Genomic DNA, 23,731 nt, shown 5'->3' on the forward strand with positions numbered 1-23,731 from the left:
CCGGTCGTGCGCCCGGTTCGGGCGTGGCGAATACCGGGGCGGGCCTGGGGCGTATTGAGGTTTCGTGCGAGCCCGTGCCAAGAATTGTTGGGCTGCAAGCCGGCAAACCAGGGCCGCCTTGGATGCAGCGTAGTGGCGCTACCACAGTGAGCGGCAACGCTGGATTGCCGCCCAACAGCCGTTGTTTTCCGAAGCGTTGCACCTCAAATCGCGTCGGGTCGCGTTCTGGGCCCGATCGTAGCGCGCCTAGAACCGGCGGCTCGTGCCTCGCCCGCCACGATTTGGGACGGCAACCTGGCGCTCGGATGACACTTCTACACGCCCTAGTGAATGGCTGCGGTATCCGGTTCCTGAATGAAGTGGCCCTGCACGTAGTTGACGCCGGCCTGCCATAGCCGGGCCATGCTCGCGGCATCCTCGATATGTTCGGCGACCAGCGGCACCTGGTGTTCGCGGGCGTAGTCGATCACGCGCTGCAGCCTGGGGTCTTCGCTGTTCTGGTCGGCCAATTGGTGGGCGAAGGCCGGAGCGAGTTTGAGAAACGATAGGCTGAGGTTCTCGAGCAGGGCGGCATGGCTGCTGGCCTCGCCAAAGTGGGTCAGGGCGAACCGGAAACCGGCCTCGTCCAGACCCGAGGCCAGACGACGGGTAGCCGCCACATGCGAGCGAGCATCGCTTTCGCGCACGCAGAAGATCAACTGCTGACGATCGATCGGGGCCATACTCGGCTCGGCGTTCAGCCAGGCAGTAAAGCTTTCAGCCTGGTCGAGCGTGGCGGTCGAGACTTTGACGAACAGCGCGACTTCCATGCTGCGTGCCGCCTGATCGGCGACCACCTGGGCTGCGCGCTGGGCCACCCAGCGGTCGATATCTGGCATCAGGCCCGCCTGCTCGGCAGCCGGCAGGAAGTTGGCCGGCATCACCAGACCGTCGTGTTCGTCGAGATAGCGCAGCAGCACGTCGTAGTAGCGGCGATGGTCGCCGGCCAGGCTGGTCACGGTCTGGAAAGCCAGCCGGAAACGATCGCTGGCCAAGGCTTGTTCCAGCCGGTTCTGCCAGGCATCGGTGTTCGGTTCGGCATCGGCGATCGGATCGCCTTCGCACTCGCGGAAACCGTCGCCGCCGGCGCCGCGGATGCCGTAGGCAGTTTCGGCCAACTGCTGGAGCCGACGATCATTGGAGGTCGATTCCTGACCAAGCATGATCGCCGAGATACTGGCGGTGACGTGGACCGAACGTTGGCGGCTGCCGAATTCGGTCTCGCCGACGGCCCGTACCAGCGCGCGTGCCATGTCGGTCACATCCTCGGCTCTCGGCCGTTCGACCGACAGCACATATTCGCCGACCGAAAAGCGAAAACAGCGATCGGTATGCGACAGACGATCGATCAGATACATCCCGACGTCTTCAAGCAGTTCGTCGGTACTGGCCAGCCCGAATTGCTGCTGGAGCGCGGGCACGCTGTCGATCGCGACGAAGATCAGGCCGCGCAGCTGGCCGGCTTCTGCCCAACGGTTGATGCTGGCCAAGTGGCGGTGCAGCGACATGCGTGCATCGGTCACTGGAGCCCGGCCAATCAGCGGCACGCTGGTGGCCTCCAGCGGTGCCAGCGATAGCCACTGGCTTTGGTCGTCGCCGGTATACAGATGGGCCGATAGCGGCCGGGTGGCACCGGCTTCGGAGCGGCGCAGGATCAGGCCGCGCCCGCCGCTATTCGGGGTTTCTAGCAGTCTTGTCTGGGCGGCGCTCAGCCGAGCGGCATCGCTTTGGCTCAACCAGGCATCGAAGGCGAGGCCATCCAGACGCTGTGTCGACTCGGCGCCGAGCAACCCGGCAAAGGCCGGTGTGACTGCGCTGACCGTATGGCCGTCGAGACGAGCGCGTGCGTTGCCGTGGGGGCGTTCTAGTTCCTCCAAGCGTTTCTGGCGTGCGGCCTGTTCGATCGCGCGGCGTAGCCGCAGATCGATCAGCTCTTCGTCCTCGCCGAGGTCGATGCGTTGTACGATGCCGGCCCGGACACAGGCGCCCCGCGGCGGCAGGCGCTGTTCCTCGCCGACCACAGCGATCGGCACGCCGCCAGCTTTGCTGACTCGGCCGATCAGACTGGCCGAATCGAAACGGTCGTTATCGCCACAGAGCAGCAGGATCAGCGTGGTCTGCGGGCCATCGTGCCCGAAGGTCTGGTCGAAGTGGCCGAACTGGCGACATTGCCAGTCGGTGGGCACCAGCCGGGTCAGGCGCGCGGTCAGCCGATGTGCGGTCGTATCGATGTGGCCGATAATCGCAACCATCGCCGACGGTTCATGGGTCGGTGTTCGAACCGGATTGGCGCGCTCTGCAATAACCATGTTCATCCCTCTGGATTTTTTCTCCCCGCCGCGGCAGCCGGTCTGGCGCGGATGCCAAGCACACTCTTGGCCTCATCGCCTGCGCCCTCGCGTGCCAGCTTCGGCACCAGATAGCCGGGCAGCCGCCCGCTCACGGTCTGCATCAAGGCCACCGCATCGGTTTCGGCGACCTCGAAATGATGGGTGCCTCGAACCCGATCCAGTAGATGCAGGTAGTAGGGCATGACTCCGGCCTCGAACAGGGCTTCCGACAAACGCACTTGGGTATCGACGTCGTCATTTATATCGGCCAGAAGGACTGCTTGATTTAATAATAAGGCGCCGGTTTTGCGCATTGCCGCCAGCGCATCGATCGTGGCGGCCGACAACTCGTTCGGATGATTGACGTGTACCACCACCACGCAACGCGCGCGCCGGGCCGCCAGCCACTCGATCAGCCCGCTATCGATGCGCTCGGGCAATACGATCGCGGTGCGGGTATGCAGCCGTAGCCGCTGGACATGGTCGATCATGTCCAGGCGGCGACCGATGGCCTCCAGCCGCGCATTCGACAGCGACAACGGATCGCCGCCAGACAACAGCACTTCGGCAATGCTGTCGTCGGCGGCGATACGGGCCATGGCGGCCTCGGTATGCGAGCCGCCGGCGTGCTGGCCGGCGTAGTCGAAATGGCGCCGAAAGCAGTAGCGGCAATGCACGGCACAGGCGCCGGTGGTCACCAGCAGGGCCCGGCCGTGGTATTTGTGCAGCAGTCCGTCGCCGGCGGCACTGGCATTGTCGCCGACCGCATCGGCCACGAAATCCGGATGCGACTCGGTTTCGGCGCCGAGCGGCAGCACCTGGCGCAGCAGCGGATCGTCGATTGCACCGGGCTGCATGCGCCGGACATAGCTGCGCGGTACGCGCAGGCCGAACAACTCGGCGGCGCGGCGGGCCGCGGGCTTGTAGGCCTGCGGCAGCGACAGTTCGGCGAACAGGGTATCGATATCGGTAATGGCGTCACGCATCGCCTGCTGCCAGTCGCCGTCGCGATGCGATAGACTGCGCGGCTCGATCGGCGGCGTGATCCGCGAGGGCGCGGGGCGTGTACTCATGCCTGCCAGTGTAGAACCGGGCATCCGGTCCATGCCAGCGGCCGCCTTCGCCAATCCACTACAGGGCCCAGATTCGGAGTTTCGAAACTATGGCGCAGTTTTCTACCAACCAGTTCAAGGGCGGTCTGAAGATCATCCTGGACGGCGATCCCTATACCATCGTCGAGAATGAATTCGTCAAACCTGGCAAAGGGCAGGCGTTCAACCGCGTCAAGGTGCGCAATCTTAAGACCAACCGTACGGTCGAGCGCACGTTCAAGTCCGGTGATACCGTCGAAGCCGCAGACGTATTCAATCTGGATCTGCAGTTTCTCTACCACGACGGCGAGTTTTGGCACTTTATGGAGCCGAACTCCTTCGAGCAGTATCAAGCCAGCGAAGCCGCGGTCGGCGATGCGGCGAAGTGGATCAAGCCCGAAGACACCTGCAGCGTGACGCTCTGGAACGGGGTCCCGCTGCAGATCGATGCGCCGAACTTCGTCATCGTCAAGGTCACCGAGACCGACCCGGGCGTGCGCGGCAATACCTCCAGCGGCGGTACCAAACCGGCTACGGTGGAAACCGGCGCCGTGGTTCAGGTGCCGCTGTTCATCGAAGAAGGCGAAACGCTGCGCGTGGATACCCGCAAGGCCGAGTACGTCTCGCGCGCCAACGAAAGCTGATCGCGCCATCGGCCCGTCGATGAGCCAAGACCGATCGGACGCATGCGCCGCCAGTTGGCGTTCGGGCCTGGCCCCCGGCGCGCTGGCCGCCCGGGCACGGTTGTTCGCCGATATTCGGGCGTTCATGGCCGCTCGGGGCTTGATGGAAGTGGATACGCCTCTGCTGTCGGCGGCCGCGCCCAGCGAGCGCGCGCTCGACTGTTTGCGCGTGGCCGATCAAGGCTATCTGGTGCCTTCGCCCGAGCACGGCTTGAAGCGCCTGCTGGCCGAGGGGGCCGGCTCGCTGTACCAGCTCGGGCATGTATTCCGGGCCGGCGAAGTTGGACGCTGGCACAATCCCGAGTTCACGATGCTCGAGTGGTACGGCGTGGGCGACGATCTCGATACAGCCATCGATGGCGTCGATGCGTTACTTGGCGCGGTGGGTGCGCCGAGGCTGGCGGCGCGCCTGACGTACCGTGATGCGTTCATCGCGGCGACCGGACTTGACCCGTGGCGCGTGAAGGCCGCGGACTTGGCAGACTATGCGCAACGCCAGGGCTTGGCGCCCTCGGAGGGCGACGACAGCGATCGCGTGTTCTGGCTCGATCTGCTCATGGCCACCTGCGTACAGCCGGGGCTGGGCCAAGAGGGCCCGGTCGTGGTCACCCATTTTCCGGCCGACGACGCTGTACTGGTGGCACTGGATGCGGACGATTGGCGCCAGGCCCTGCGTTTCGAATGCTTTTGGCAGGGCGTGGAATTGGCCAACGGCGCTCAGGAGCTGACCGATGCAGCTGCGGCCCGCCAACGCATGGCCCGCGAGCAGACGGTCCGGGCTGAACGCGGCGGGCCGGTGCCGCCGGTCGACGAGCGTTTGCTGGCGGCGCTGGCATATGGTCTGCCGGACTGTGCCGGTGTGGCACTTGGGGTCGATCGACTGCTGACGCTGCTGCTCGGCCAGTCGACGATTGCCGCGGTTCTGCCGTTCGCCGCATTCGAGCCCGGCTAGCAGCCCCTACGAGCGAACGTCTAGCCGTGGGCCTTCGGCGTCGGGCGCCACTTCAGCTCAAGCGCCTGGGCGCAATTGGCCCAGCGATTGATTGAGCCAGACGTGCTGGCCGGTGGTCAGCCCGGGGGCGAATTCGAGCGCCTCTGGCCCGGTCAGCAGGATGACGCTGGAGCCGAGCATGAAGTGACCCATCTGCTCGCCACGGCGATAATCCACTTCTGCATCGTCGGCATCGATATAGCTGGTTTCGCGGCGTGCTTTCTGATGGGGCGGGCATATCCGGCCGGCCGCGCGGGTATGAATGCCGCCAACGATAAAGGCCCCGACCATGACCACGGCCACCGGCCCGACCGCGGTATCGAAGCAGCTCACCAGCCGTTCGTTGCGCGAGAAAAGCCGAGGAATGGCGCGCACACAGCGCGGGTTCACCCCGAACAGCCGGCCCGGCACATAGCGTGTTTCACGCAGTACACCGTCCAGCGGCATATGCACGCGATGATAGTTGTGGGGAGCCAAATACAGGGTGGCATAGCGCCCACCCAGAAAAGCCGCGGCCATGCTGTCGTCGCCGGCCAGCAACTCGCGCAGATCATAGGCCACGCCTTTGGTCTGGAATATGCGCCCGGCCGATATGTCGCCGAACATGCCGAGCTGGCCATCGACCGGGCATAGCGCCCGATCCGGCGCCTTGGGTAGCGGCCGCGTGCCGGTGGCGAGTTCGCGGGTGAAAAAATCGTTGAAACAGGCGTAGTGGGTCGGTTCCGGTTCGGCAGCCTCGCCCATGTCGATCGCTGGATAGGATTTGAGAAAGGTTCGGATCAGCAGGTTCTTGATCCGTACCACCCGGATTTCGGCGATCGCGAAGGCCAGATGCGAGATCGCGCGAGTCGGCAGCAGCCACAGGGCGAATGCGAACAGACGGTCGGTCAGAGAGGCAGAAGCGGCAGACATGGAACCGGGCGAAACACGAAGCGAAGCCGCCAAGCTTAGGCGCTGTGGGCGCGACGTGCACCCCGGTCGTCGCTGGATGATGACCACATCCCGGCGGCGCGGGATAATGTGGTTTATGCTACGCGGCTGACACACGCGCCGGTTACGGTGCGTGTTGGGTTTTCAATCAGCAATGCGGACTGACCGCCTCGAGCGAGCCTATGGCCATCGACACCAGCGACTCTTCTGAAATCGTCGATACCCTGACGCGGATCGTGGATTACATCCGGTGGGGCGCTTCGCGCTTCGTCGCGGCCGATTTGTCGTTCGGCCATGGCAGCGATAACGCCATCGACGAGGCCGCCCATTTGGTGCTGGATACGATCGATCTCGATCCCGGGTTGCCGGATGCCTATCTCGAGGGCGTGCTCACCCGCGCCGAGCGCCAGCGCGTGATCGAGATCATCGAACGCCGTATCGAGACGCGGCTGCCGGCTCCCTATATCACCGGCCGGGCCTGGTTTGCCGGCATGGAGTTCTATGTCGACGAGCGAGTGATCGTGCCGCGTTCGCCGATCGCCGAGCTGATCGAGAACGAATTCCAGCCCTGGCTCGGGCATCGCGAGCCGCTGTCGATCCTGGATCTATGCACCGGCGGCGGGGCGATCGCGGTGGCCTGTGCCCATGCTTTTCCCGACGCGCGGGTAGTGGCCACCGACGCCAGCGCCGAAGCCCTGGAAGTCGCGGCCATCAACTGCGATCGCCACGATACGGGCCCGCAGGTCGAGCTGATCAAGGCCGATCTGTTCGACGGTCTGGCCGAGCAGCGCTTCGATCTGATCGTGACCAACCCGCCGTATGTGACCCAGGAGGAGTGGTCGGGCCTGGATGCCGAGTTCCGCCACGAGCCGGGGTTTGCTTTTCACGGCAATTCCGACGACCTGTCGATCGTCGAGCGCATCCTGTTCGATGCGCCGCGCTATCTCGCCGAGGACGGGCTGCTGTTTATGGAAGTCGGGGCCTCGGCCTTCCTGCTCGAGCAGCGTTATCCGGATCTGCCGGTCACCTGGATCGAGCTCGAACGCGGCGGCATGGGCGTCGGCGTGGTCGAAGCCGAAGACCTGGCGGCCTGGGTCGACTCACAGCGCGCCCAGGGCTAGACCGCATGCCGGCTTTGGGCATACGGGCCTTTGCGCAGCGCACGATGACGCTGCGCGGTGCCGGCGTCGATGCGATGCATCGTCGGTCGGCTCTTGTTTTGCGAACCCACGTCACGGGGTACTGAGGATGGCAGGCAATACCTGGGGGCAGCACTTCACCGTCACCTCCTTCGGCGAATCGCACGGGCCGGCGATCGGCTGCGTCATCGATGGTTGCCCGCCGGGGGTGGCTGTGGATGAGGCCCTGTTGCAGCGCGATCTGGACCGGCGCAAGCCTGGCACATCGCGGTATGTGACCCAGCGCCGTGAAGCCGACGAAGCGCGGATCGTGTCTGGTGTGTTTGAAGGTGTGACCACCGGTACGCCGATCGCGATCATCATCGAAAACACCGATCAGCGCTCGCGCGACTATTCCAAGATCAAGGATGTGTTCCGCCCCAACCATGCCGACTACGCCTATCTGCAGAAATATGGCGTGCGCGATTATCGCGGCGGCGGGCGTTCTTCAGCGCGTGAAACGGCCGTGCGGGTCGCGGCCGGGGCCATTGCACGCAAGATCCTGGCCGAGCGCTGGGGTATCAAGATCCAAGGTTATCTGGCCCAGATGGGAGACATTCGGCTCGAATGCACAGATCTGGATGCGGCGAATACGAACCCGTTCTTCTGTGCCCAGCCGGAACGGCTGGACGAACTCGAGGACTATATCAACCAGCTGCGGCGCGACGGCGATTCCATCGGTGCGCGCATCGATGTGATCGCGACTGGCGCTCCGGCCGGCTGGGGTGAGCCGGTCTTCGATCGGCTGGACGCCGACATCGCCAAGGCGTTGATGAGCATCAATGCAGTCAAAGGCGTGGAAATCGGCGACGGGTTCGACGTGGTCGCGATGCGCGGCTCCCAGCATCGCGACGAAATGAAGCCGCAGGGTTTTGCCAGTAACCACTCCGGCGGCGTCCAGGGCGGTATTTCCACCGGCCAGGCGATTCACGCCAGCATGGCGCTCAAGCCGACCTCGAGCATCACCATCCCGGGCGATACCGTCGACACCGAGGGCAACGCCACCCAGATGCGTACCACCGGCCGACACGATCCCTGTGTCGGGTTGCGGGCAGCGCCGATCGCTGAAGCGATGCTCGCGATCACACTGCTCGATCATGCTTTGCGGCATCGTGGTCAGAACGCGGATGTGATCCCGCCGCTGGCACCGATCGGGGCCGGGCCGGGCTAGCCGGTTGCGCGAGTCCGGCGCCCGGGTAGGATAAGCCAAGGGCAGCGATAGGGGGATCGCGTGATACAGGCGAGATATTGGATCGCATCGGCCGCTTTGCTGGCTGTCAGCGCGGCCGCAGAGACGCCGACGACTGATGCCGCCCTGCAGGCGCTGGGCCGTGGTGCGCCACAGCAGGCGTTGTCGGCTCTTCAGGGCCACCTGGCTGAGCATCCGGAGGACCCGCGTGCTCGTTTTGTCCGGGCCATGGCGCTGGCTGACAGCGGCCGGCTCGATGAGGCCGTGGCGGTCTTCGAGACTTTATCGAGCCAGTATCCGCAGCGCGCCCGAATTTGGAACAATCTGGGCGTGCTGTATGCACGCCAAGGCCATCTCGACAAGGCCCTTGACCGCCTGCAGCAGGCACTCATGCTCGCGCCGGACGATGCCGATGCCCGGGAGAACCTAGGCGATGTCTATGTAGCCCTGGCCAGGGCGGCCTATCGCAAAGCCGGCCAGGGTGCCGATCCGCGCGCTGCGCTCGAGCGCAAGCGGCGCCGGCTCGATGATGGGCTGCCAGCGCTGGCCGACCGCGGCGCTGCGGCGAGCGAAAATGTCGTATCGGCGGCCGCGACAGACGAGGCCCCAGGCGCACCGACCCAATCGACGTCGCCCGCGGCAGCCGATCAAAGCCGGATCCAGGCCCAGTCCAATACCGGCGATGATGGCGTCGAGCAACAGATTGATCAGGCGCTGGCGCATTGGGCCCGGGCGCGCTCGGATCGGGATGTCTCGGCTTATCTGGCCAGCTACAGTGACGATTACCAGCCCGCGGGCGATCTCAGCCGTGCGGCATGGCTTCGGCGTCAGCGGGCCCGGTTACAGACGCCCGACACGGTCAGCGTGCGCGTCGACGATATCCGGATCGAACACGACAGCGACAGCCGGGCCCGCGCCACCTTCAGCGCGCACTATCAATCGGCCGATAGCCGCCGCGATGCCGAGCGGCATATGGTGTTCGTGCGCGAAGACGGTGCTTGGCGGATCGTGCGCGAAAGCTAGTCGGGCGATGCGGCTGCGGCCTCGAGCATGGCCAGTAGCGCCCGGGCGGCATTGGAGGGATTGCGCTGCGGATGGCGCATCACGCCGAGTTCGCGGTGCATGTCCAGCGACGGCAGGGCCAGCGGCACCAGCGCATGCGGCATGGCCCGCGGCAGCACCGTCCAGCCGAGGCCGATATCGGCGAGCATGCGCAGCGTCTCGAGGTAATGGCTGGTCATACGCGTTTGCAGGGTCGTGCCTTCGGCGGCCAGTGCGCGATCGATGATGTGGTAGGTATAGCTGTCCCGTGGTGGCAACACCGCGGCATAGTCGGATAGATCGGCGAACGTCACCGATTCACGACGCGCCAAGGGATGCTCGATGCCGGCATAGATCGCCAGCGGATCGTGCCAGATGGTGCGCGCCAGAAGCGTGGGGTGCGCCGCGACCGGCAGCGTGATCACGGCCAGTTCGGCCTCGCCGTTGACCACCCGCTGACAGGCGGCTTCGGAATCGGCGAATTCGATCTCTGGGGTGACATGCGGATAGCGCGCCACGAAGGCTCGCAGCACCTCTGGCATACGGTGCAGACCGACATGGTGCGAGATCGCCAGAGCCAATGTGCCTTCGACCCGGTCGGCGAGATTGTCGAGCGCGCGGTCGCCGTCGGCTAGGGCAGCCAGCGTTTCTCGAGCATGGGGCAGATAGGCCCGGCCGGCCTCGGTCAGCCCGACGCCGCGGCCGACGCGATCGAACAGCCGGTGTCCAAGGCGTGTTTCCAGGGCCGCCAGACGTTTACTCACTGCCGGCTGGCTCAGATGCAGACGTTGGCCGGCAGCTTGAAAAGAGCCGAGTTCGGCGACGGCAACGAAGGCCTGTAGGGCATCGATACGCATGGTGTGATTGTATTCCTTATTGGAATGAGTCACGTAAAAGATTCATTTGAGTAATCGATAGGGCGCCCCTAGACTCGCGGCACGGTCGTAACCGGGAAGGACAATGGCTCAAACGCTCTACGAAAAAATCTGGAACGAGCACTGTGTTCGTGAGGCAGCAGGCAATGCGCTGCTGTATATCGATCGGCAGATGGTGCACGAGGTGACATCGCCGCAGGCCTTTGAAGGTCTGCGACTGGCCCATCGCGATATCTGGCGTTCGAGCGCGAATCTCGCCGTACCGGATCACAACGTGCCGACTGCCAATCGCGACGGTGGCATCGCCGATCCGATTTCGCGGGCCCAGGTCGAGGCCCTGCAGAAAAACTGCAACGACTTCGGCATCCGACTGTTCGGCATGGGTGATCGCCGCCAGGGGATCGTGCATATCATCGGCCCGGAGCAGGGAGCGACTCAGCCCGGCATGACCATCGTCTGCGGCGATTCGCATACGGCCACCCACGGCGCCTTCGGCGCGCTGGCCTTCGGCATCGGCACCTCGGAAGTCGAGCATGTCTTGGCAACCCAGACCCTGCCGCAGGCCCGGTCCAAGACCATGCTAGTGCGGGTCGACGGCCAGACCGCGCCGGGTATTTCGGCCAAGGATATTATGCTGGCCATCATCGGCAAGATCGGCACCGCCGGTGGCACCGGTTATGTGATCGAATACGGCGGCCAGGCGATCCGCGATCTGTCCATGGAAGGACGGATGACGATCTGCAACATGACCATCGAAGCCGGGGCCCGGGCCGGCATGGTGGCGGTCGACGACACCACCATCGACTATATGCGCGGGCGAACCTATGCGCCGGAAGGTGAGCAATGGGCGGCCGCGGAAGCCTATTGGCGCACCCTGGTTTCGGACGAAGACGCCGAATACGATCAGGTGGTCGTGCTCGACGCGGCCGAGATCGCACCGCAGGTCACCTGGGGCACCTCGCCGGAAATGGTAGCGCCGGTCACCGAGCGTGTGCCGGATCCGGAAGCGGCGCCGCGCGCCGGCCAGGCCGACGGTTGGCGTGCGGCCCTGCAATACATGGATCTGAGCCCTGGCGTGCCGATCACCGAGATCATGCTCGACAAGATCTTCATTGGCTCCTGCACCAACGCCCGGATCGAGGACCTACGGGTGGCCGCGCAATATCTCGAAGGCCGCCGCATCGCACCGAACATCAAGCTGGCGATGGTCGTGCCCGGCTCGGGGCTGGTCAAAGCCCAGGCCGAAAAGGAAGGCCTGGACGCGGTCTTCAAGGCCGCCGGCTTCGAATGGCGCGACGCTGGCTGCTCGATGTGTCTGGGCATGAACGACGATAATCTGCTGCCCGGCGAGCGCTGTGCGTCGACTTCGAATCGCAACTTCGAAGGGCGCCAGGGTAAGGGCAGCCGGACCCATCTGGTGAGCCCGGCTATGGCTGCCGCGGCCTCGGTCTACGGCCACTTCGTGGATATCCGCGAGTTGGACGTCACGGCGTGACCCGCGCAGAGCAGGTCACGGCTGGCGACTGGCAGGCCGAAGACTATCAGCGCAACGCCCGATTCGTTGCCGACCTGGCCGTGGATCTGCTGGACTGGCTGGAGCCACGGCCCGGCGAACGCATTCTCGATCTGGGCTGCGGCGACGGTACCCTGAGCGAGCGGATCGCAGCCGCGGGCGCCGAAGTGATTGGCGTCGATGGCAGCCCGGCGATGGTCGAAGCCGCGAAACAGCGCGGTTTGCAGGCTGTCGAGGCCGACGCCCAGCGTCTCGCGCAGAGCCAGGTCGTGGGCCACGACTTCGATGCCGTGTTTTCCAATGCCGCGCTGCACTGGATGAGCGCCCACCCACAGGCCGTGGTCGAGGCCGTGTTCGCACGGCTCAAGCCAGGCGGTCGGTTCGTCGCCGAGATGGGCGCGGCCGGCAACGTGGCACCGATTCAGGCTGCGCTTCGGGCCGAGGCCGCCGAACGCGGGTTCGATCCGGATGCGCTCGATCCCTGGTATTTCCCGGCCGAGCGTGACTACTGCGACCGGCTCGTGGCCGCCGGCTTCAAGGTCGAGTGCACGGACTGCTTCGAACGGCCGACGCCGCTGCCGGGCGATGTCGCTGCCTGGCTGACCACGCTGGCCCGGCCATTCGTGACCGCGTTTGTCGAGGGCGAGGCCCGCGATCGCTATGTCGCGGCGGTTCGCGCCCGGCTCGCCGATACCCTGCAGGACGACGACGGCCGCTGGACAGCGCCGTATGTGCGCCTGCGTTTCATCGCCCGCAAGCCGACCGCCTGAGCGCGGCCGACTTCAAGACTGGAACCTACCTATGCAAGCTTTTACGATTCATCAGGGCTTGGTTGCGCCGCTGGACCGGGCTAATGTCGATACCGACGCGATCATTCCCAAGCAGTATCTGAAATCGATCCGGCGAACCGGTTTCGGCCCCCATCTGTTCGACGACTGGCGCTATCTGGACGCCGGCGGGCTGGATATCGATATCGCCAACCGGCGTGAAAACCCGGATTTCGTGCTCAATCAAGAACCGTTTCGCGATGCCTCGATCCTGCTGACGCGCGATAACTTCGGCTGTGGTTCCTCGCGCGAGCATGCAGTCTGGGCGCTGGCGGATTTCGGCATCCGCTGCGTAATCGCGCCCAGTTTTGCCGATATCTTCTACAACAACTGTTTCAAGAACGGTGTGTTGCCGGTCGCGCTGACAGCCGAGCAGGTCGATGAGCTGTTCGAGGCCGCGAAGATCGATGGCGGCCTGCAGGCGCGGGTCGATCTGTTCGAGCAGAACGTGCGCCTGGACGACGGCCGGGAGTATCGTTTCGATATCGAAGGCTATCGCCGCGACAACCTGCTGGAAGGGCTCGACGATATCGGCTTGACGCTGCAGCATGCCGACGACATTCGCGAGTTCGAACAGCAGCGCGCCCAGGATAAGCCGTGGCTATTCCGCGAGCTCTGATCGCAGGCCGATTCGACAGCAAGGACAACGAGGGAGCGTTATGACGGCACGTATTTTGGTCATGCCGGGGGATGGCGTCGGCCCCGAGATCTGCCGCGAGGCAGTACGGGTGCTTGAGGCTCTGGTGAACGACCACGGTCTGGATATCGAACTGCACGAAGCCCTGGTCGGCGGTGCGGCCATCGATGCCGAAGGCGATCCGTTGCCGGAATCCTCGCTGGCCGCGGCCCGCGAAGCCGATGCCATCGTTTTCGGTTCGATCGGCGGTCCGGCCTGGGACGGTCTCGAGCGCGCCAAACGGCCGGAATCGGGCCTACTGCGCCTGCGCAGCGAGCTCGGGCTGTTCGCCAATCTGCGGCCGGCAATTCTGTATCCACAGCTCGCCCACGCCTCGGCGCTCAAACCTGAAGTCGTGTCCGGCTTGGATATCATGATCGTGCGCGAACTGACCGGCGGCATCTATTTCGGTCAACCGGCCGGCCACGGCACCGACGAGGCCGGCCGGCGCGAAGCCTGGAATACGATGCGTTACAACGATGCCGAAATCGAGCGCATCGGCCGCACCGCTTTTAATATCGCCCGGGCCCGCGGTGGCCGGCTGTGCAGCGTTGACAAGGCCAACGTACTGGATGTTTCGCAGCTCTGGCGCGACGTAATGAACGAAACCGCGGTCGACTATCCAGACGTCGAACTGTCGCATATGTATGTCGACAACGCGGCCATGCAGCTGGTGCGGGCGCCGAAGCAATTCGATACTGTGGTCACCACCAATCTGTTCGGCGATATTCTCTCGGATGCCGCAGCCATGTTGACCGGTTCGATCGGCATGCTGCCCTCGGCGTCGATGGATGCCAACGGCAAGGGGTTGTACGAACCGGTCCACGGTAGCGCGCCGGATATTGCCGGCCAAGGGCTGGCCAATCCGCTGGCCGCGATTCTGTCGGTGGCGATGATGCTGCGCTATACGTTGGATCGCTCGGATCTGGCGGACAAGGTCGAGGCCGCGGTCGGCTATGCACTGGACCGGGGGCTGCGTACTCGCGACATCATGAACCAGGAAACCCAGGTCGCCAGCACCCAGGAGATGGGGGGCGCAATCGTCGATATGCTACGCTAAATTCGCCGGTCGACTGGGGCGATCGGCGATTCACCAACCGCTGCCGGTCGGCCTCGCGTGATCGAGGAAAAGCCGTTCGGCCCAGGATATCGGGCGGGTCGCGCTATCGGGCGACCAGTTGCGGGCGGCAGGGAAGCGGCATAGGGGGTTCGAACGGCGTGGCCGTGATCACTGAGCAAGGCTTACGAAAGACAGCGGTCGTCGCCGCCATGGTCGCGCTCGGCTATGCCGCGCCGGCTGCTGCAATGGAGTTCGGCGCGCTGTCCGTGCATTCTCGCCTCGACCAGCCTCTGGATGCCACGCTGGCACTAAAACGCCTGAGTGCCGCCGATCGCGCCAGCCTGCAGGTCGGGATCGCGCCGGCAGCAATGTTCGAGCGCTTTGGTATACGCCGCAGCAGCATCGTCGATCGGCTGCAGATAGATACCCGCTACGACGAACAGAGCGGCCGGGCCAATGTGCATCTGTCCACGCGCCGCCCGGTGGCCGAGCCGTTCGTCGATTTTCTGTTGCAGGTTCGCACCGGCGACGGTCGGGCGCTGCGCGAATACACGGCGATGCTCGATCCGGCCGGCATAGCACGCCCAGAGTCGTCGCCGGCCGCGACCCAGTCGCAGCCGGCGGCGTCGAAAACGCAGTCCAGCTCCGAGGTCGTATCCAGGGGCCAAGCAGGCGCTATGACCCATCGGGTACGCGCCGGCGAAACCCTCTGGTCGATCGCCGCCGCCAATACGCCGGCCGATGCCAGCGTGGCCCAGACCATGCAGGCGATCTATCGCGCCAATGCGTCGGCGTTCGGTCGCAACATGGCGCAACTGCGCGGCGGCGCAGTGCTCGACCTGCCGAGTGCGACTCGAATCCGTGCGATCGATGCGAGCCAGGCCAAAAACCGCGCCGCACAGCTAAGTCCAGCCACCGATCGGCCGGCCAATGAGCCAGACGTCCAGGCCAGCGGCCAGGCCCCACCGGCCAGCCTGGAACAACAGACAGCCGATGCCGAGCAGGCGGTGCCGGCAACCGCCGCCGAGTCGGCGCCAGAAGAGACACGGCAGGCGCGCTTGGGCCACCTGAGCCCGCCGGCCGATACGCCCTGGACGCCTAGCGAGCAGCGTGTCGGAGCTACTTCTGCAGCCCCTGCTGTGGCGGATGCCGTGGCAAACACGCAGCCCGGTCGTAACGAGAAGGCCGCCACCGCAGCAGCGCCGGGCTCACAAGCCAAAGCGAATGCGACCGCGGGCGCCGTGGCTACCGCGGCCGAGTCGGATACGACCGATGCCGCCACCAGCCCCCGTGGCACGAGCCGGTCTGAGCCGGTCACCTCGAGCATCGACGAAATGCCGCCGCCACGAGATGTCGCAGCGGGCGGTAGCGGGTTATCGCTGCGCACTCTGGGGCTGGTCGTATTGCTGCTGTTGTTGGCGCTGTTGGGCATTCGACGATGGCAGGCGCGTCGCTATCGACCGATTGAACTCGAATCTGCAGAAGCCGAACAGGTCAGCCAGCACCGCGAGGACAGCGCAGCGACCGTAACCGAGGCCCCTGTTGCCGAGACGGCGACCGGCCACGAGAGCGCGGCGACGCCGGGCGAGCATCAGAGCGCCCATACGCCCGCCGCCACAGCAGCAGGTTCTGGTCCGGGGGCCATAAGTCCGGATTCGACCCTGGATGCTGCAGCGGCCAGTCGGCTAGATCGTGCGCCGTTAGAAAGTCCGATACCCGATGAGCCAGGCCAAAGTAGCGCTTTCAGTGGGGCGCCTGCGGCCGACGCCGTAGCCGCTTTCCAGCCGGCATCGCCCCTGGCCACGCCGGGCGCCGAGCACAGCAGGACGGATACAGACACGATGCCGGCTATGCCGGACGTGGCCGCTCCCGAGACGCCGCGGGCAGACGACGCGAACAAAGACGTCGAGCACAGGCGACCGGCCTCTACCGAGCCGGGGGCCAGCGCCGCCGATGGGTCGCCAGCTGCGGTAGACGACCATGCCCCCGGTACGAACGCCGATCGGGCGGCCCCAGAAGCGCCGCCTGACCGGCCGCGACGGGCGGCAACCAACGAAGAGATCGAAGCCCTGGCGTTCGAATCCCATGCGTTGCCACAGGCTGCCGAGCGACAGCACGATTTGGGCGATCATGACCAGGAAGGCCTGAGCTTTAACGCTGAGACCGAGGAAGCGCAGGATGCGGCCCTGAGTGACGACGGACAGCTCGAAAACAGCGATATCGAGCGCTACGGACTCGAAATGATCGATCCTGGCGAGTTTGATCTGTACGATCCGCCTTCCGAAACCGCTGGGCAATCCGACGATGATCCCAATGACAGCATCGAGATCCGGCTCGATCTGGCCCGTATGTACATCGACATGGACGATCGGGCTGCAGCCCGAGAGCTGCTCGAGGACGTTCGCCAACGCGGCGACGAGCAGCAGCAGCACAGCGCGACTGAACTGCTGGAAACGCTTTAGCCAGCAGCTGGTTGCTGGTGACGGAGCGGTGGTCTGATGCGCTGGGCGGCTTGTATCGAATACGACGGCACGCACTACCACGGCTGGCAGAGCCAGCCGCACGCCAGCAGCGTTCAGGACAGTCTCGAAGCAGCGCTGTCCAAGGTAGCGAACGAGCCGATTCGTACCGTCTGTAGCGGGCGGACCGACAGCGGCGTGCATGCTCAGGGCCAAATCGTGCATTTCGACACCGCGGCGGTCCGCCGTGATCGAAGCTGGCTGCTCGGCACCAATCGTTGGCTGAACGACGACATCGCGCCGCAGTGGTTCGTACCGGTTCCCGAGACGTTTCATGCCCGTTTCCAGGCGGTTGCGCGCGACTATCGCTACTGGCTGCTGGATCGTGATGCGCCGTCGGCGCTGTGGCGATCACGGGCATGGCATGTTCATCGCCGGCTCGACGAAAAAGCTATGCACGAGGCCGCGCAGACGCTGGTCGGCACCCATGATTTCAGTGCTTTTCGCGCGGCCGGTTGCCAAGCCAAGACGCCGGTGCGCGATGTCCAGCATCTGAGCGTGACGCGGCAGGACGACTGGCTGCGGGTCGATGTACGGGCCAATGCGTTTTTGCACCATATGGTGCGCAACATTGTCGGTACGCTTGCAGTGATTGGCCGCGGCGAGGCAGGGACCGGCTGGGTCGGTGAGTTGCTGGCGGGCGGTGATCGCCGCTATGCCGGTATGACGGCGCCGGCGGCCGGTCTGTCGTTGCGTCGGGTCCACTATCCGCCGGATGTCGAACTGCCGTTGCCGGCGCTTGACGACGCGGGCTGGTAAAATAACTGGTCTATGATTTCAGCCCTGTCGTCATCGTCGATTGCCACCAACCGGGTGCGCACCAAAATCTGTGGTGTCACCACGGCTGCGGACGCACAGGCAGCCGCTGCGGCCGGTGCCGACGCCATTGGCCTGGTGTTCGCAGCAGGCAGTTCGCGCGCGATCTCGATCGCCCGAGCCGGCGAGATTACGGCCGCACTGCCGCCTTTCGTGGCACGGGTGGCGCTGTTTATGGATAACGAAGCACGTCTGGTCGAGCAGGTGTTAGCCAGCCTGCCGATCGATCTGCTGCAGTTCCACGGCAGCGAATCAGCGGCCTTTTGCGCGAGTTTCGATACGCCTTTCGCCAAGGCGGTACCGATGGGGGAGCCCGGGGTTCGGCTGGTCGAATGGGCCGAACGCTATGATCGGGCCGCGGCCCTGTTGCTGGACGCCAACCGGGTCGGCCAGGCCGGTGGCCAAGGCGAGACCTTCGACTGGCAGGCGAAGCTCGAGTCGGTGGCCCAGCCGATCATCATTGCCGGCGGTCTGAATCCAGATAATGTGAGCGAGGCGATCGCGTGTTTTTCGCCCTATGCCGTGGATGTAAGCAGCGGCGTGGAGCGCGAGCGTGGCGCCAAATGCAGTGCGAAGATGAAAGCTTTCGTCGACGCGGTAAACCAAGCAGGTAGAGCATGAGTACGACGCAAAAGGACAATCCGGAGACCTCTGCGGCCCACGGCGCTCATGCATGGCGCGATATGCCGGATGCGCGGGGCCATTTCGGGCCCTACGGCGGCCGGTTCGTGGCCGAGACGCTGATGGCACCGCTCGATGAGCTGGCTCGGGCCTATGAATCCGCGCGCCATGATCCGGAGTTCAAGGCGGCCCTGGATTCGGACATGACCGACTTCGTGGGGCGTCCAACGCCGATCTATCACGCCGAGCGGCTGTCCAAAGCTGCCGGTGGCGCCCGTATCTGGTTCAAGCGCGAAGACCTGAACCATACCGGCGCGCACAAGATCAACAACACCATCGGCCAGGCGCTACTCGCTGCACGCATGGGCAAGACCCGGATCATCGCCGAGACCGGCGCCGGCCAGCACGGCGTGGCGACGGCAACGGTCGCAGCCCGGCTTGGCCTGGAATGCGTGGTGTTCATGGGCAGCGAGGACATGCGTCGACAGGCGACCAACGTCTATCGCATGCGGCTTCTGGGCGCCGAGGTCCGGCCGGTCGAGTCCGGCTCGAAAACGCTCAAGGACGCGATGAACGAAGCGCTTCGCGACTGGGTCGCCAACGTCGACGATACCTTCTACATCATCGGCACGGTCGCCGGGCCAGCGCCGTACCCGGCGATGGTGCGCGATTTCCAGGCCGTGATCGGCCGCGAATCACGGCGCCAGATGATGGAACGCAACGGTCGCCTGCCGGATGCGCTGGTTGCCTGTGTCGGCGGCGGCTCGAACGCGATCGGTCTATTCTATCCGTTCCTGGACGACGAAGACGTCGCGATCTACGGCGTCGAAGCCGGGGGCGACGGGGTCGCCTCGGGGCGGCATGCCGCGCCATTGTCGGCCGGCCGCTCGGGCGTGCTGCATGGCAACCGGACCTATCTGATGCAGGACGACAACGGCCAGATTCAGGGCACGCACTCGATCTCGGCCGGTCTGGACTATCCGGGCGTCGGCCCCGAGCATTCTTGGCTCAAGGACATCGGCCGGGCGCGCTATGTCGATGTGACCGATGCCGATGCCCTGGATGCTTTTCATGAATGCACGCGAATCGAGGGCATCATGCCGGCGCTGGAGTCGGCTCATGCGGTGGCCTATGCCAAGAAACTGGCTGCCCAGATGCGCCCCGACCAGGATGTGTTGGTCAATCTATCCGGACGTGGCGACAAGGATATGAGCAGCGTGGCCGAAGCCGCAGGAGAATCGCTTTGAGTCGCTTGGCGAAACGTTTCGAGACATTGCGCAGCGCCGGCCGCACGGCGCTGATTCCGTATCTGACCGCCGGCGATCCGCATCCCGATGCGACCCCGGATTTCATGCATGCCCTGGTCGATGCCGGTGCCGACGTGATCGAACTAGGCGTACCGTTCACCGATCCGATGGCCGATGGCCCGGTGATCCAGGCCGCCTGCGAGCGGGCGCTGATGCATGGCACTAGCCTGCGTCAGGTACTGGATATGGTGGCACGTTTTCGTGAGCGCGATCGTGATACGCCGGTCGTGCTGATGGGCTATTTCAACCCGATCGATTCGATGGGCCTGGACACATTCGCTGCGCGCGCCAGCGAAGCCGGCGTCGACGGCGCGCTGATCGTGGATATGACTGCGGAAGAAGCGCCGGATATCGCGCCGAGCTTGAGTGCGGCCGGCATTGATCCGGTCTGCCTGATCGCGCCGACCACAGGCCGCGAACGGATCGCACGCATCTGCGAAAACGCGGCCGGTTTCATCTATTATGTATCGTTTAAGGGCGTTACCGGCGCGGCGAGCCTGGATACCGACCGCCTGGCAGGGCAGATCGCACCGATTCGCGAGGCCACATCCTTGCCGATCGGGGTAGGTTTCGGGGTGCGCACGCCGGACAATGCGGCAGCAGTGGCAGCGGTCGCTGATGCGGTCGTGGTCGGCAGTGCGCTGGTGCGTGAAATCGCCGAACACGGCGATGATCGGGACCTGACTGCCCAGCGCCTCGGACAAACGCTGTCGGCGATGCGCGTAGCGATCGACGACAGCGACCAAAGCCAACGGGACGAACGCGAACAGGAGGGCGAAGGCGCATGAGCTGGCTCGAGAAACTGATGCCGTCGCAGATGCGCAACGATGCATCGCGACAGAAAAACAGCGTGCCCGAGGGGTTGTGGGCGAAATGCAGCAGCTGTGGTGCAGTGCTGTACACCGCCGAGATGGAGCGCTCCCTGCACGTCTGCCCGAAGTGCAACACCCACCAGCGTCTGCGGGCGCGGCAGCGTCTGGATCTGTTCCTCGATCCAGACAATCGCCACGAAATCGCCGGCGGTCTTGAGCCGCGCGACCCGCTCAAGTTTCGCGATTCCAAGAAATATCGGGACCGTCTGTCGGCCGCCCAGAAGGACTCGGGCGAGCGCGAAGCCGTACTGATGATGAGCGGTACGCTCAAGTCGATGCCGATCGTGGCCGGCGCCATGGATTTCAAATTCATGGGCGGTTCGATGGGCAGCGTGGTCGGTGAGAGTTTCGTACGCGGCGTACATGCCGCGATCGATGCCAACTCGCCGTTCGTGTTCTTTTCGGCTTCGGGCGGTGCCCGTATGCAGGAAGGCCTGTTTTCACTGCTCCAGATGGGCAAGACCAGCACCGCGCTGACCCGGCTGGCCGATCGCGGTCTGCCGTTCGTATCGGTGTTGACCCATCCCACCATGGGGGGCGTGGCAGCCAGCTATGCGATGCTCGGTGACATCAACGTGGCCGAGCCGGAAGCCCTGGTCGGATTCGCCGGGCCGCGCGTGATCGAGCAGACCGTGAAACAGACCTTGCCGGAAGGCTTTCAGCGCAGCGAATTTCTGCTCGAGCATGGCGCGATCGATATGATCGTACAGCGCAGCGATCTGCGCGATCAGGTGTATCGTGTGGTATCGACGATGATGCACCGCCCGCCGGTGGCCGAAGAGGCTGCCGAGCCCGAAGCGCCGGCTGAGCAAGACTAGCGGCCTCGACAGCTTCGAGCGGTGCTGACCGAGCGCCCGAGGTACGTCGTGGGCCAACTATGGCCCGCGACGAATCAGGCTGTGTCTGCAGCCTGTTCGGCGCAGCGCATTGGGTTGTCTTCGATGCGGAATCGATCGCTTATCAAACGCGTTTGCCATGTTGATCCTGCTCGGCTGACAGCCTGAGCGACCGCCGGGTATGAATGTGCCATCGACCCTGGAACAGTGGCTGGACTACCAGCTTTCGCTTCACAGCCGCGAAATTGAACTCGGTTTGGATCGGGTGCGTACCGTGGCCGAACGCCTGGATTTGCTGGCGCCGCGTCATCGAACGATCACGGTCGCCGGCACCAATGGCAAGGGCAGCACGGTCGCTTTGATTGGCGGCCTGCTCGGACAGCGCTGCCGGGTCGGCGCCTATACCTCGCCGCATCTATGGCGCTACAACGAACGCGTGGCCGTCGACGGCGAGCCGGCTACCGATGCCGCGTTAGTGGCCGCGTTCGAAACGATCGAAAGGGCACGCGGGGATATCCCGCTGACGTTCTTTGAATTCGGCACGCTGGCTGCCCTTTGGGTCTTCGCGCAGGCCGGCGTTGATGTGGCGGTGCTGGAAGTCGGGCTGGGCGGTCGGCTTGATGCAGTCAATATCCTCGATGCAGATGTCGCCGTGATCACGCGCATCGGCCTGGATCATACCGACTGGCTCGGCGATACCCGCGAGGCAATCGGCGCCGAAAAGGCCGGGATCATGCGCGGCGACCAGTCCGTGTTCTGCAGCGATCGCGAGGCGCCGGCCAGTATTGCAGCCTCAGCCGCCGCCTGCGGAGCTCGGCTCTATTCGATCGGCTCGGAGTTTAATTTGTCGGCGGCGAACGGCCATTGGCAATGGACCGGCCCGAATGGCCGGTTGCTAAGCTGTGCGCCGCATGCCGAGGTCCACCCCGACAACCTAGCTGCGGCCGTGGCCACGGTGGCTGACCTGGGCTGGGAGCTCGCGGCTGAAGACATCGAACGGGCCTGTCGTGTTCAGGCGAAACTACCGGGCCGGCGAGAAGTTATCGACGGTCCCATACCGATCATCTACGATGTGGGCCACAACGACGACGCAGTGGCTTTGTTGGTCGACGAACTCGAACGTCGGCCGGCTGTCGGATGGACTCATGTGGTGATTGGCATGCTCGCGGACAAACCGGTCGAAGCCGTCGGCCAACGGCTGGCAGCGATCGCGGACCGGTTCTATCCCGCCGGGCTGGATACGGTTACCCCCCGGGGTTTGAGTGCTGAGGCACTGGCGGCGCGGCTCGGTCATGTCGGTCCGACGTTCGATGATCCGTCCGCGGCCTTGAACGAGGCCGGCCGGGTCGCGGCTCGCGGCGATCGAATCGTCGTTTGTGGTTCTTTTTTTACCGTGGCGCAGGCGCGGAGTCCTGAACATGAATGATGTGATGAAAAAACGCCTGATCGGCGTGGCCATCCTGGTGATCATCGGTGTATTAGCGCCGTTGCTGCTTTCGCGCTGTATGCACAGCGGTGGCGAGGACGACGGGCGTGGTTCAATGCGCGTCTATAATGTTCAGCCGGATGGTGAGGCCGAGCCCGCTGACGGATCGGGCAACGACGCCGGCGACACCGGTACCGATGGACAGGCACAGCAGGCCTCTGCAGCGAACCATACGCCGACGGCACAGTCCCGCCAGCCGAGCGCCGATGCGGTCTCGCCGCAGAGTGAGTCCGAATTCTCGACGCCCCCAGTGCATGGCAGTTCGAGCGACGAGCAGGCTGCAGCACAGACCCCGGCCGAGCCGGCCCCGAAAAAGCAGGCTCAGCCGAGCCAGTCCTCGGCATCGACCCGCCAGTCAAGTTCGAACGAGCCGCAGCCGAGCACCGAGCGTGATCGGGCCGAGAGCACGTCGAGCGATTATGGTTCGTCTACCGTCGGCAATAACGCCAAGAGCAACCGCAGCCAGGGCGGTAACGCGAGTGCGGCCGGTACCGGTCTGGAAAAACGCCAGCCGAAGGGTTGGGTAGTGCAGATTGCCAGCTTCGGCAAACAGGACAACGCTGAGGCTCTGGCGCGCCAGCTGCAAGGGCAGTTCAAGGCCTTCTATACGCCGGGCGATGTCGATGGCAAGACCTGGTATCGCGTCAACGTGGGCCCGTTCGACGGCGAGGACGCTGCGCGAGCGACGGCCGACCGGCTCAAGCAGCAGGGCCGCAAGACCTTGGTGCGGCATCTACGCTAGGACCGGCCGGGACCGGTTGATGTCGTTGAGCAGCGCTGCATCGCGGCCGCGGTTCGGCTCGCAAGGCGATCTGGCCGGCAGGACAGCGTTCGCGACTGAGACGTCAGAA

21 protein-coding genes are annotated in these 23,731 nt (G+C 64.8%); 17 read left to right on the plus strand and 4 right to left on the minus strand.

Annotation, left to right across the window (positions count from 1 at the left end):
- Positions 1 to 323: 323 nt before the first annotated feature.
- Both V5738_RS08170 and epmB read right to left on the minus strand, forming a co-directional pair.
- Complete coding sequence (locus V5738_RS08170) at positions 324 to 2,348, minus strand: EAL domain-containing protein (RefSeq protein ID WP_423823923.1); 2,025 nt, start codon at positions 2,346 to 2,348, stop codon at positions 324 to 326.
- A gap of 2 nt (positions 2,349 to 2,350) precedes the next feature.
- Positions 2,351 to 3,442, minus strand: a complete 1,092-nt coding sequence (gene epmB / locus V5738_RS08175; RefSeq protein WP_423823924.1) for an EF-P beta-lysylation protein EpmB — start codon at positions 3,440 to 3,442, stop codon at positions 2,351 to 2,353.
- Positions 3,443 to 3,531: 89 nt separating this feature from the next.
- Between epmB and efp the strand changes: the two genes are divergently transcribed.
- Complete coding sequence (gene efp, locus V5738_RS08180) at positions 3,532 to 4,104, plus strand: elongation factor P (protein ID WP_423823925.1); 573 nt, start codon at positions 3,532 to 3,534, stop codon at positions 4,102 to 4,104.
- Positions 4,105 to 4,123: 19 nt separating this feature from the next.
- Positions 4,124 to 5,095, plus strand: coding sequence for an EF-P lysine aminoacylase EpmA (gene epmA / locus V5738_RS08185; protein WP_423823926.1), 972 nt, complete (start codon positions 4,124 to 4,126; stop codon positions 5,093 to 5,095).
- Between the two features lie 57 nt (positions 5,096 to 5,152).
- On the opposite strand, the gene asd is transcribed toward epmA, so the two are convergent.
- Positions 5,153 to 6,046, minus strand: a complete 894-nt coding sequence (gene asd / locus V5738_RS08190) for an archaetidylserine decarboxylase (RefSeq protein ID WP_423823927.1) — start codon at positions 6,044 to 6,046, stop codon at positions 5,153 to 5,155.
- Between the two features lie 200 nt (positions 6,047 to 6,246).
- Between asd and prmB the strand changes: the two genes are divergently transcribed.
- From prmB to V5738_RS08205, 3 genes are all read left to right on the plus strand, one after another.
- Positions 6,247 to 7,185 (plus strand): 50S ribosomal protein L3 N(5)-glutamine methyltransferase, encoded by a 939-nt coding sequence (gene prmB, locus V5738_RS08195; RefSeq protein WP_423823928.1) that lies wholly within the window; start codon positions 6,247 to 6,249, stop codon positions 7,183 to 7,185.
- Between the two features lie 127 nt (positions 7,186 to 7,312).
- Positions 7,313 to 8,413: a chorismate synthase gene (gene aroC, locus V5738_RS08200; RefSeq protein WP_423823929.1), complete on the plus strand. Its 1,101-nt coding sequence runs from the start codon at positions 7,313 to 7,315 to the stop codon at positions 8,411 to 8,413.
- A gap of 60 nt (positions 8,414 to 8,473) precedes the next feature.
- Positions 8,474 to 9,454: a tetratricopeptide repeat protein gene (locus tag V5738_RS08205; RefSeq protein ID WP_423823930.1), complete on the plus strand. Its 981-nt coding sequence runs from the start codon at positions 8,474 to 8,476 to the stop codon at positions 9,452 to 9,454.
- Here V5738_RS08205 and V5738_RS08210 read toward each other — a convergent pair.
- Positions 9,451 to 10,362 carry a LysR family transcriptional regulator gene (locus V5738_RS08210; RefSeq protein ID WP_423823931.1) on the minus strand — a complete coding sequence of 304 codons (912 nt, stop codon included), beginning with the start codon at positions 10,360 to 10,362 and terminating at the stop codon, positions 9,451 to 9,453. The genes V5738_RS08205 and V5738_RS08210 overlap by 4 nt on opposite strands.
- Positions 10,363 to 10,432: 70 nt before the next feature.
- On the opposite strand from V5738_RS08210, the gene leuC reads away from it, so the two are divergent.
- From leuC to V5738_RS08270, 12 genes are all read left to right on the plus strand, one after another.
- The gene (gene leuC, locus V5738_RS08215) at positions 10,433 to 11,842 is read left to right on the plus strand and encodes a 3-isopropylmalate dehydratase large subunit (protein ID WP_423823932.1); all 1,410 of its coding nucleotides are present in this window, start codon (positions 10,433 to 10,435) and stop codon (positions 11,840 to 11,842) included.
- Positions 11,839 to 12,630, plus strand: coding sequence for a class I SAM-dependent methyltransferase (locus V5738_RS08220; protein WP_423823933.1), 792 nt, complete (start codon positions 11,839 to 11,841; stop codon positions 12,628 to 12,630). The genes leuC and V5738_RS08220 overlap by 4 nt, the downstream gene beginning before the upstream one ends.
- 31 nt (positions 12,631 to 12,661) lie before the next feature.
- On the plus strand, positions 12,662 to 13,306 hold the full coding sequence (gene leuD / locus V5738_RS08225) for a 3-isopropylmalate dehydratase small subunit (RefSeq protein ID WP_423823934.1): 645 nt from the start codon (positions 12,662 to 12,664) through the stop codon (positions 13,304 to 13,306).
- 40 nt (positions 13,307 to 13,346) lie between these two features.
- Positions 13,347 to 14,423: a 3-isopropylmalate dehydrogenase gene (leuB, locus tag V5738_RS08230; protein WP_423823935.1), complete on the plus strand. Its 1,077-nt coding sequence runs from the start codon at positions 13,347 to 13,349 to the stop codon at positions 14,421 to 14,423.
- 158 nt (positions 14,424 to 14,581) lie between these two features.
- Positions 14,582 to 16,885 (plus strand): FimV/HubP family polar landmark protein, encoded by a 2,304-nt coding sequence (locus V5738_RS08235; RefSeq protein WP_423823936.1) that lies wholly within the window; start codon positions 14,582 to 14,584, stop codon positions 16,883 to 16,885.
- A 36-nt stretch (positions 16,886 to 16,921) separates the two neighbouring features.
- Positions 16,922 to 17,701 (plus strand): tRNA pseudouridine(38-40) synthase TruA, encoded by a 780-nt coding sequence (truA, locus tag V5738_RS08240; RefSeq protein ID WP_423823937.1) that lies wholly within the window; start codon positions 16,922 to 16,924, stop codon positions 17,699 to 17,701.
- 12 nt (positions 17,702 to 17,713) lie between these two features.
- Positions 17,714 to 18,379: a phosphoribosylanthranilate isomerase gene (locus tag V5738_RS08245; RefSeq protein ID WP_423823938.1), complete on the plus strand. Its 666-nt coding sequence runs from the start codon at positions 17,714 to 17,716 to the stop codon at positions 18,377 to 18,379.
- Positions 18,376 to 19,626 carry a tryptophan synthase subunit beta gene (gene trpB, locus V5738_RS08250; protein WP_423823939.1) on the plus strand — a complete coding sequence of 417 codons (1,251 nt, stop codon included), beginning with the start codon at positions 18,376 to 18,378 and terminating at the stop codon, positions 19,624 to 19,626. The genes V5738_RS08245 and trpB overlap by 4 nt, the downstream gene beginning before the upstream one ends.
- Entirely contained in the window at positions 19,623 to 20,474 is an 852-nt protein-coding gene (gene trpA, locus V5738_RS08255; protein WP_423823940.1) for a tryptophan synthase subunit alpha, read from the plus strand. Before trpB ends, trpA begins: the two co-directional genes overlap by 4 nt.
- Entirely contained in the window at positions 20,471 to 21,376 is a 906-nt protein-coding gene (gene accD / locus V5738_RS08260) for an acetyl-CoA carboxylase, carboxyltransferase subunit beta (protein ID WP_423823941.1), read from the plus strand. Before trpA ends, accD begins: the two co-directional genes overlap by 4 nt.
- A 199-nt stretch (positions 21,377 to 21,575) precedes the next feature.
- Positions 21,576 to 22,820 carry a bifunctional tetrahydrofolate synthase/dihydrofolate synthase gene (gene folC, locus V5738_RS08265; protein ID WP_423823942.1) on the plus strand — a complete coding sequence of 415 codons (1,245 nt, stop codon included), beginning with the start codon at positions 21,576 to 21,578 and terminating at the stop codon, positions 22,818 to 22,820.
- Entirely contained in the window at positions 22,813 to 23,622 is an 810-nt protein-coding gene (locus tag V5738_RS08270; protein ID WP_423823943.1) for an SPOR domain-containing protein, read from the plus strand. Before folC ends, V5738_RS08270 begins: the two co-directional genes overlap by 8 nt.
- Positions 23,623 to 23,731: the final 109 nt, after the last annotated feature.

Origin of the sequence: Salinisphaera sp. SPP-AMP-43 (assembly GCF_049568105.1) — a bacterium.
GTDB lineage: Bacteria > Pseudomonadota > Gammaproteobacteria > Nevskiales > Salinisphaeraceae > Salinisphaera.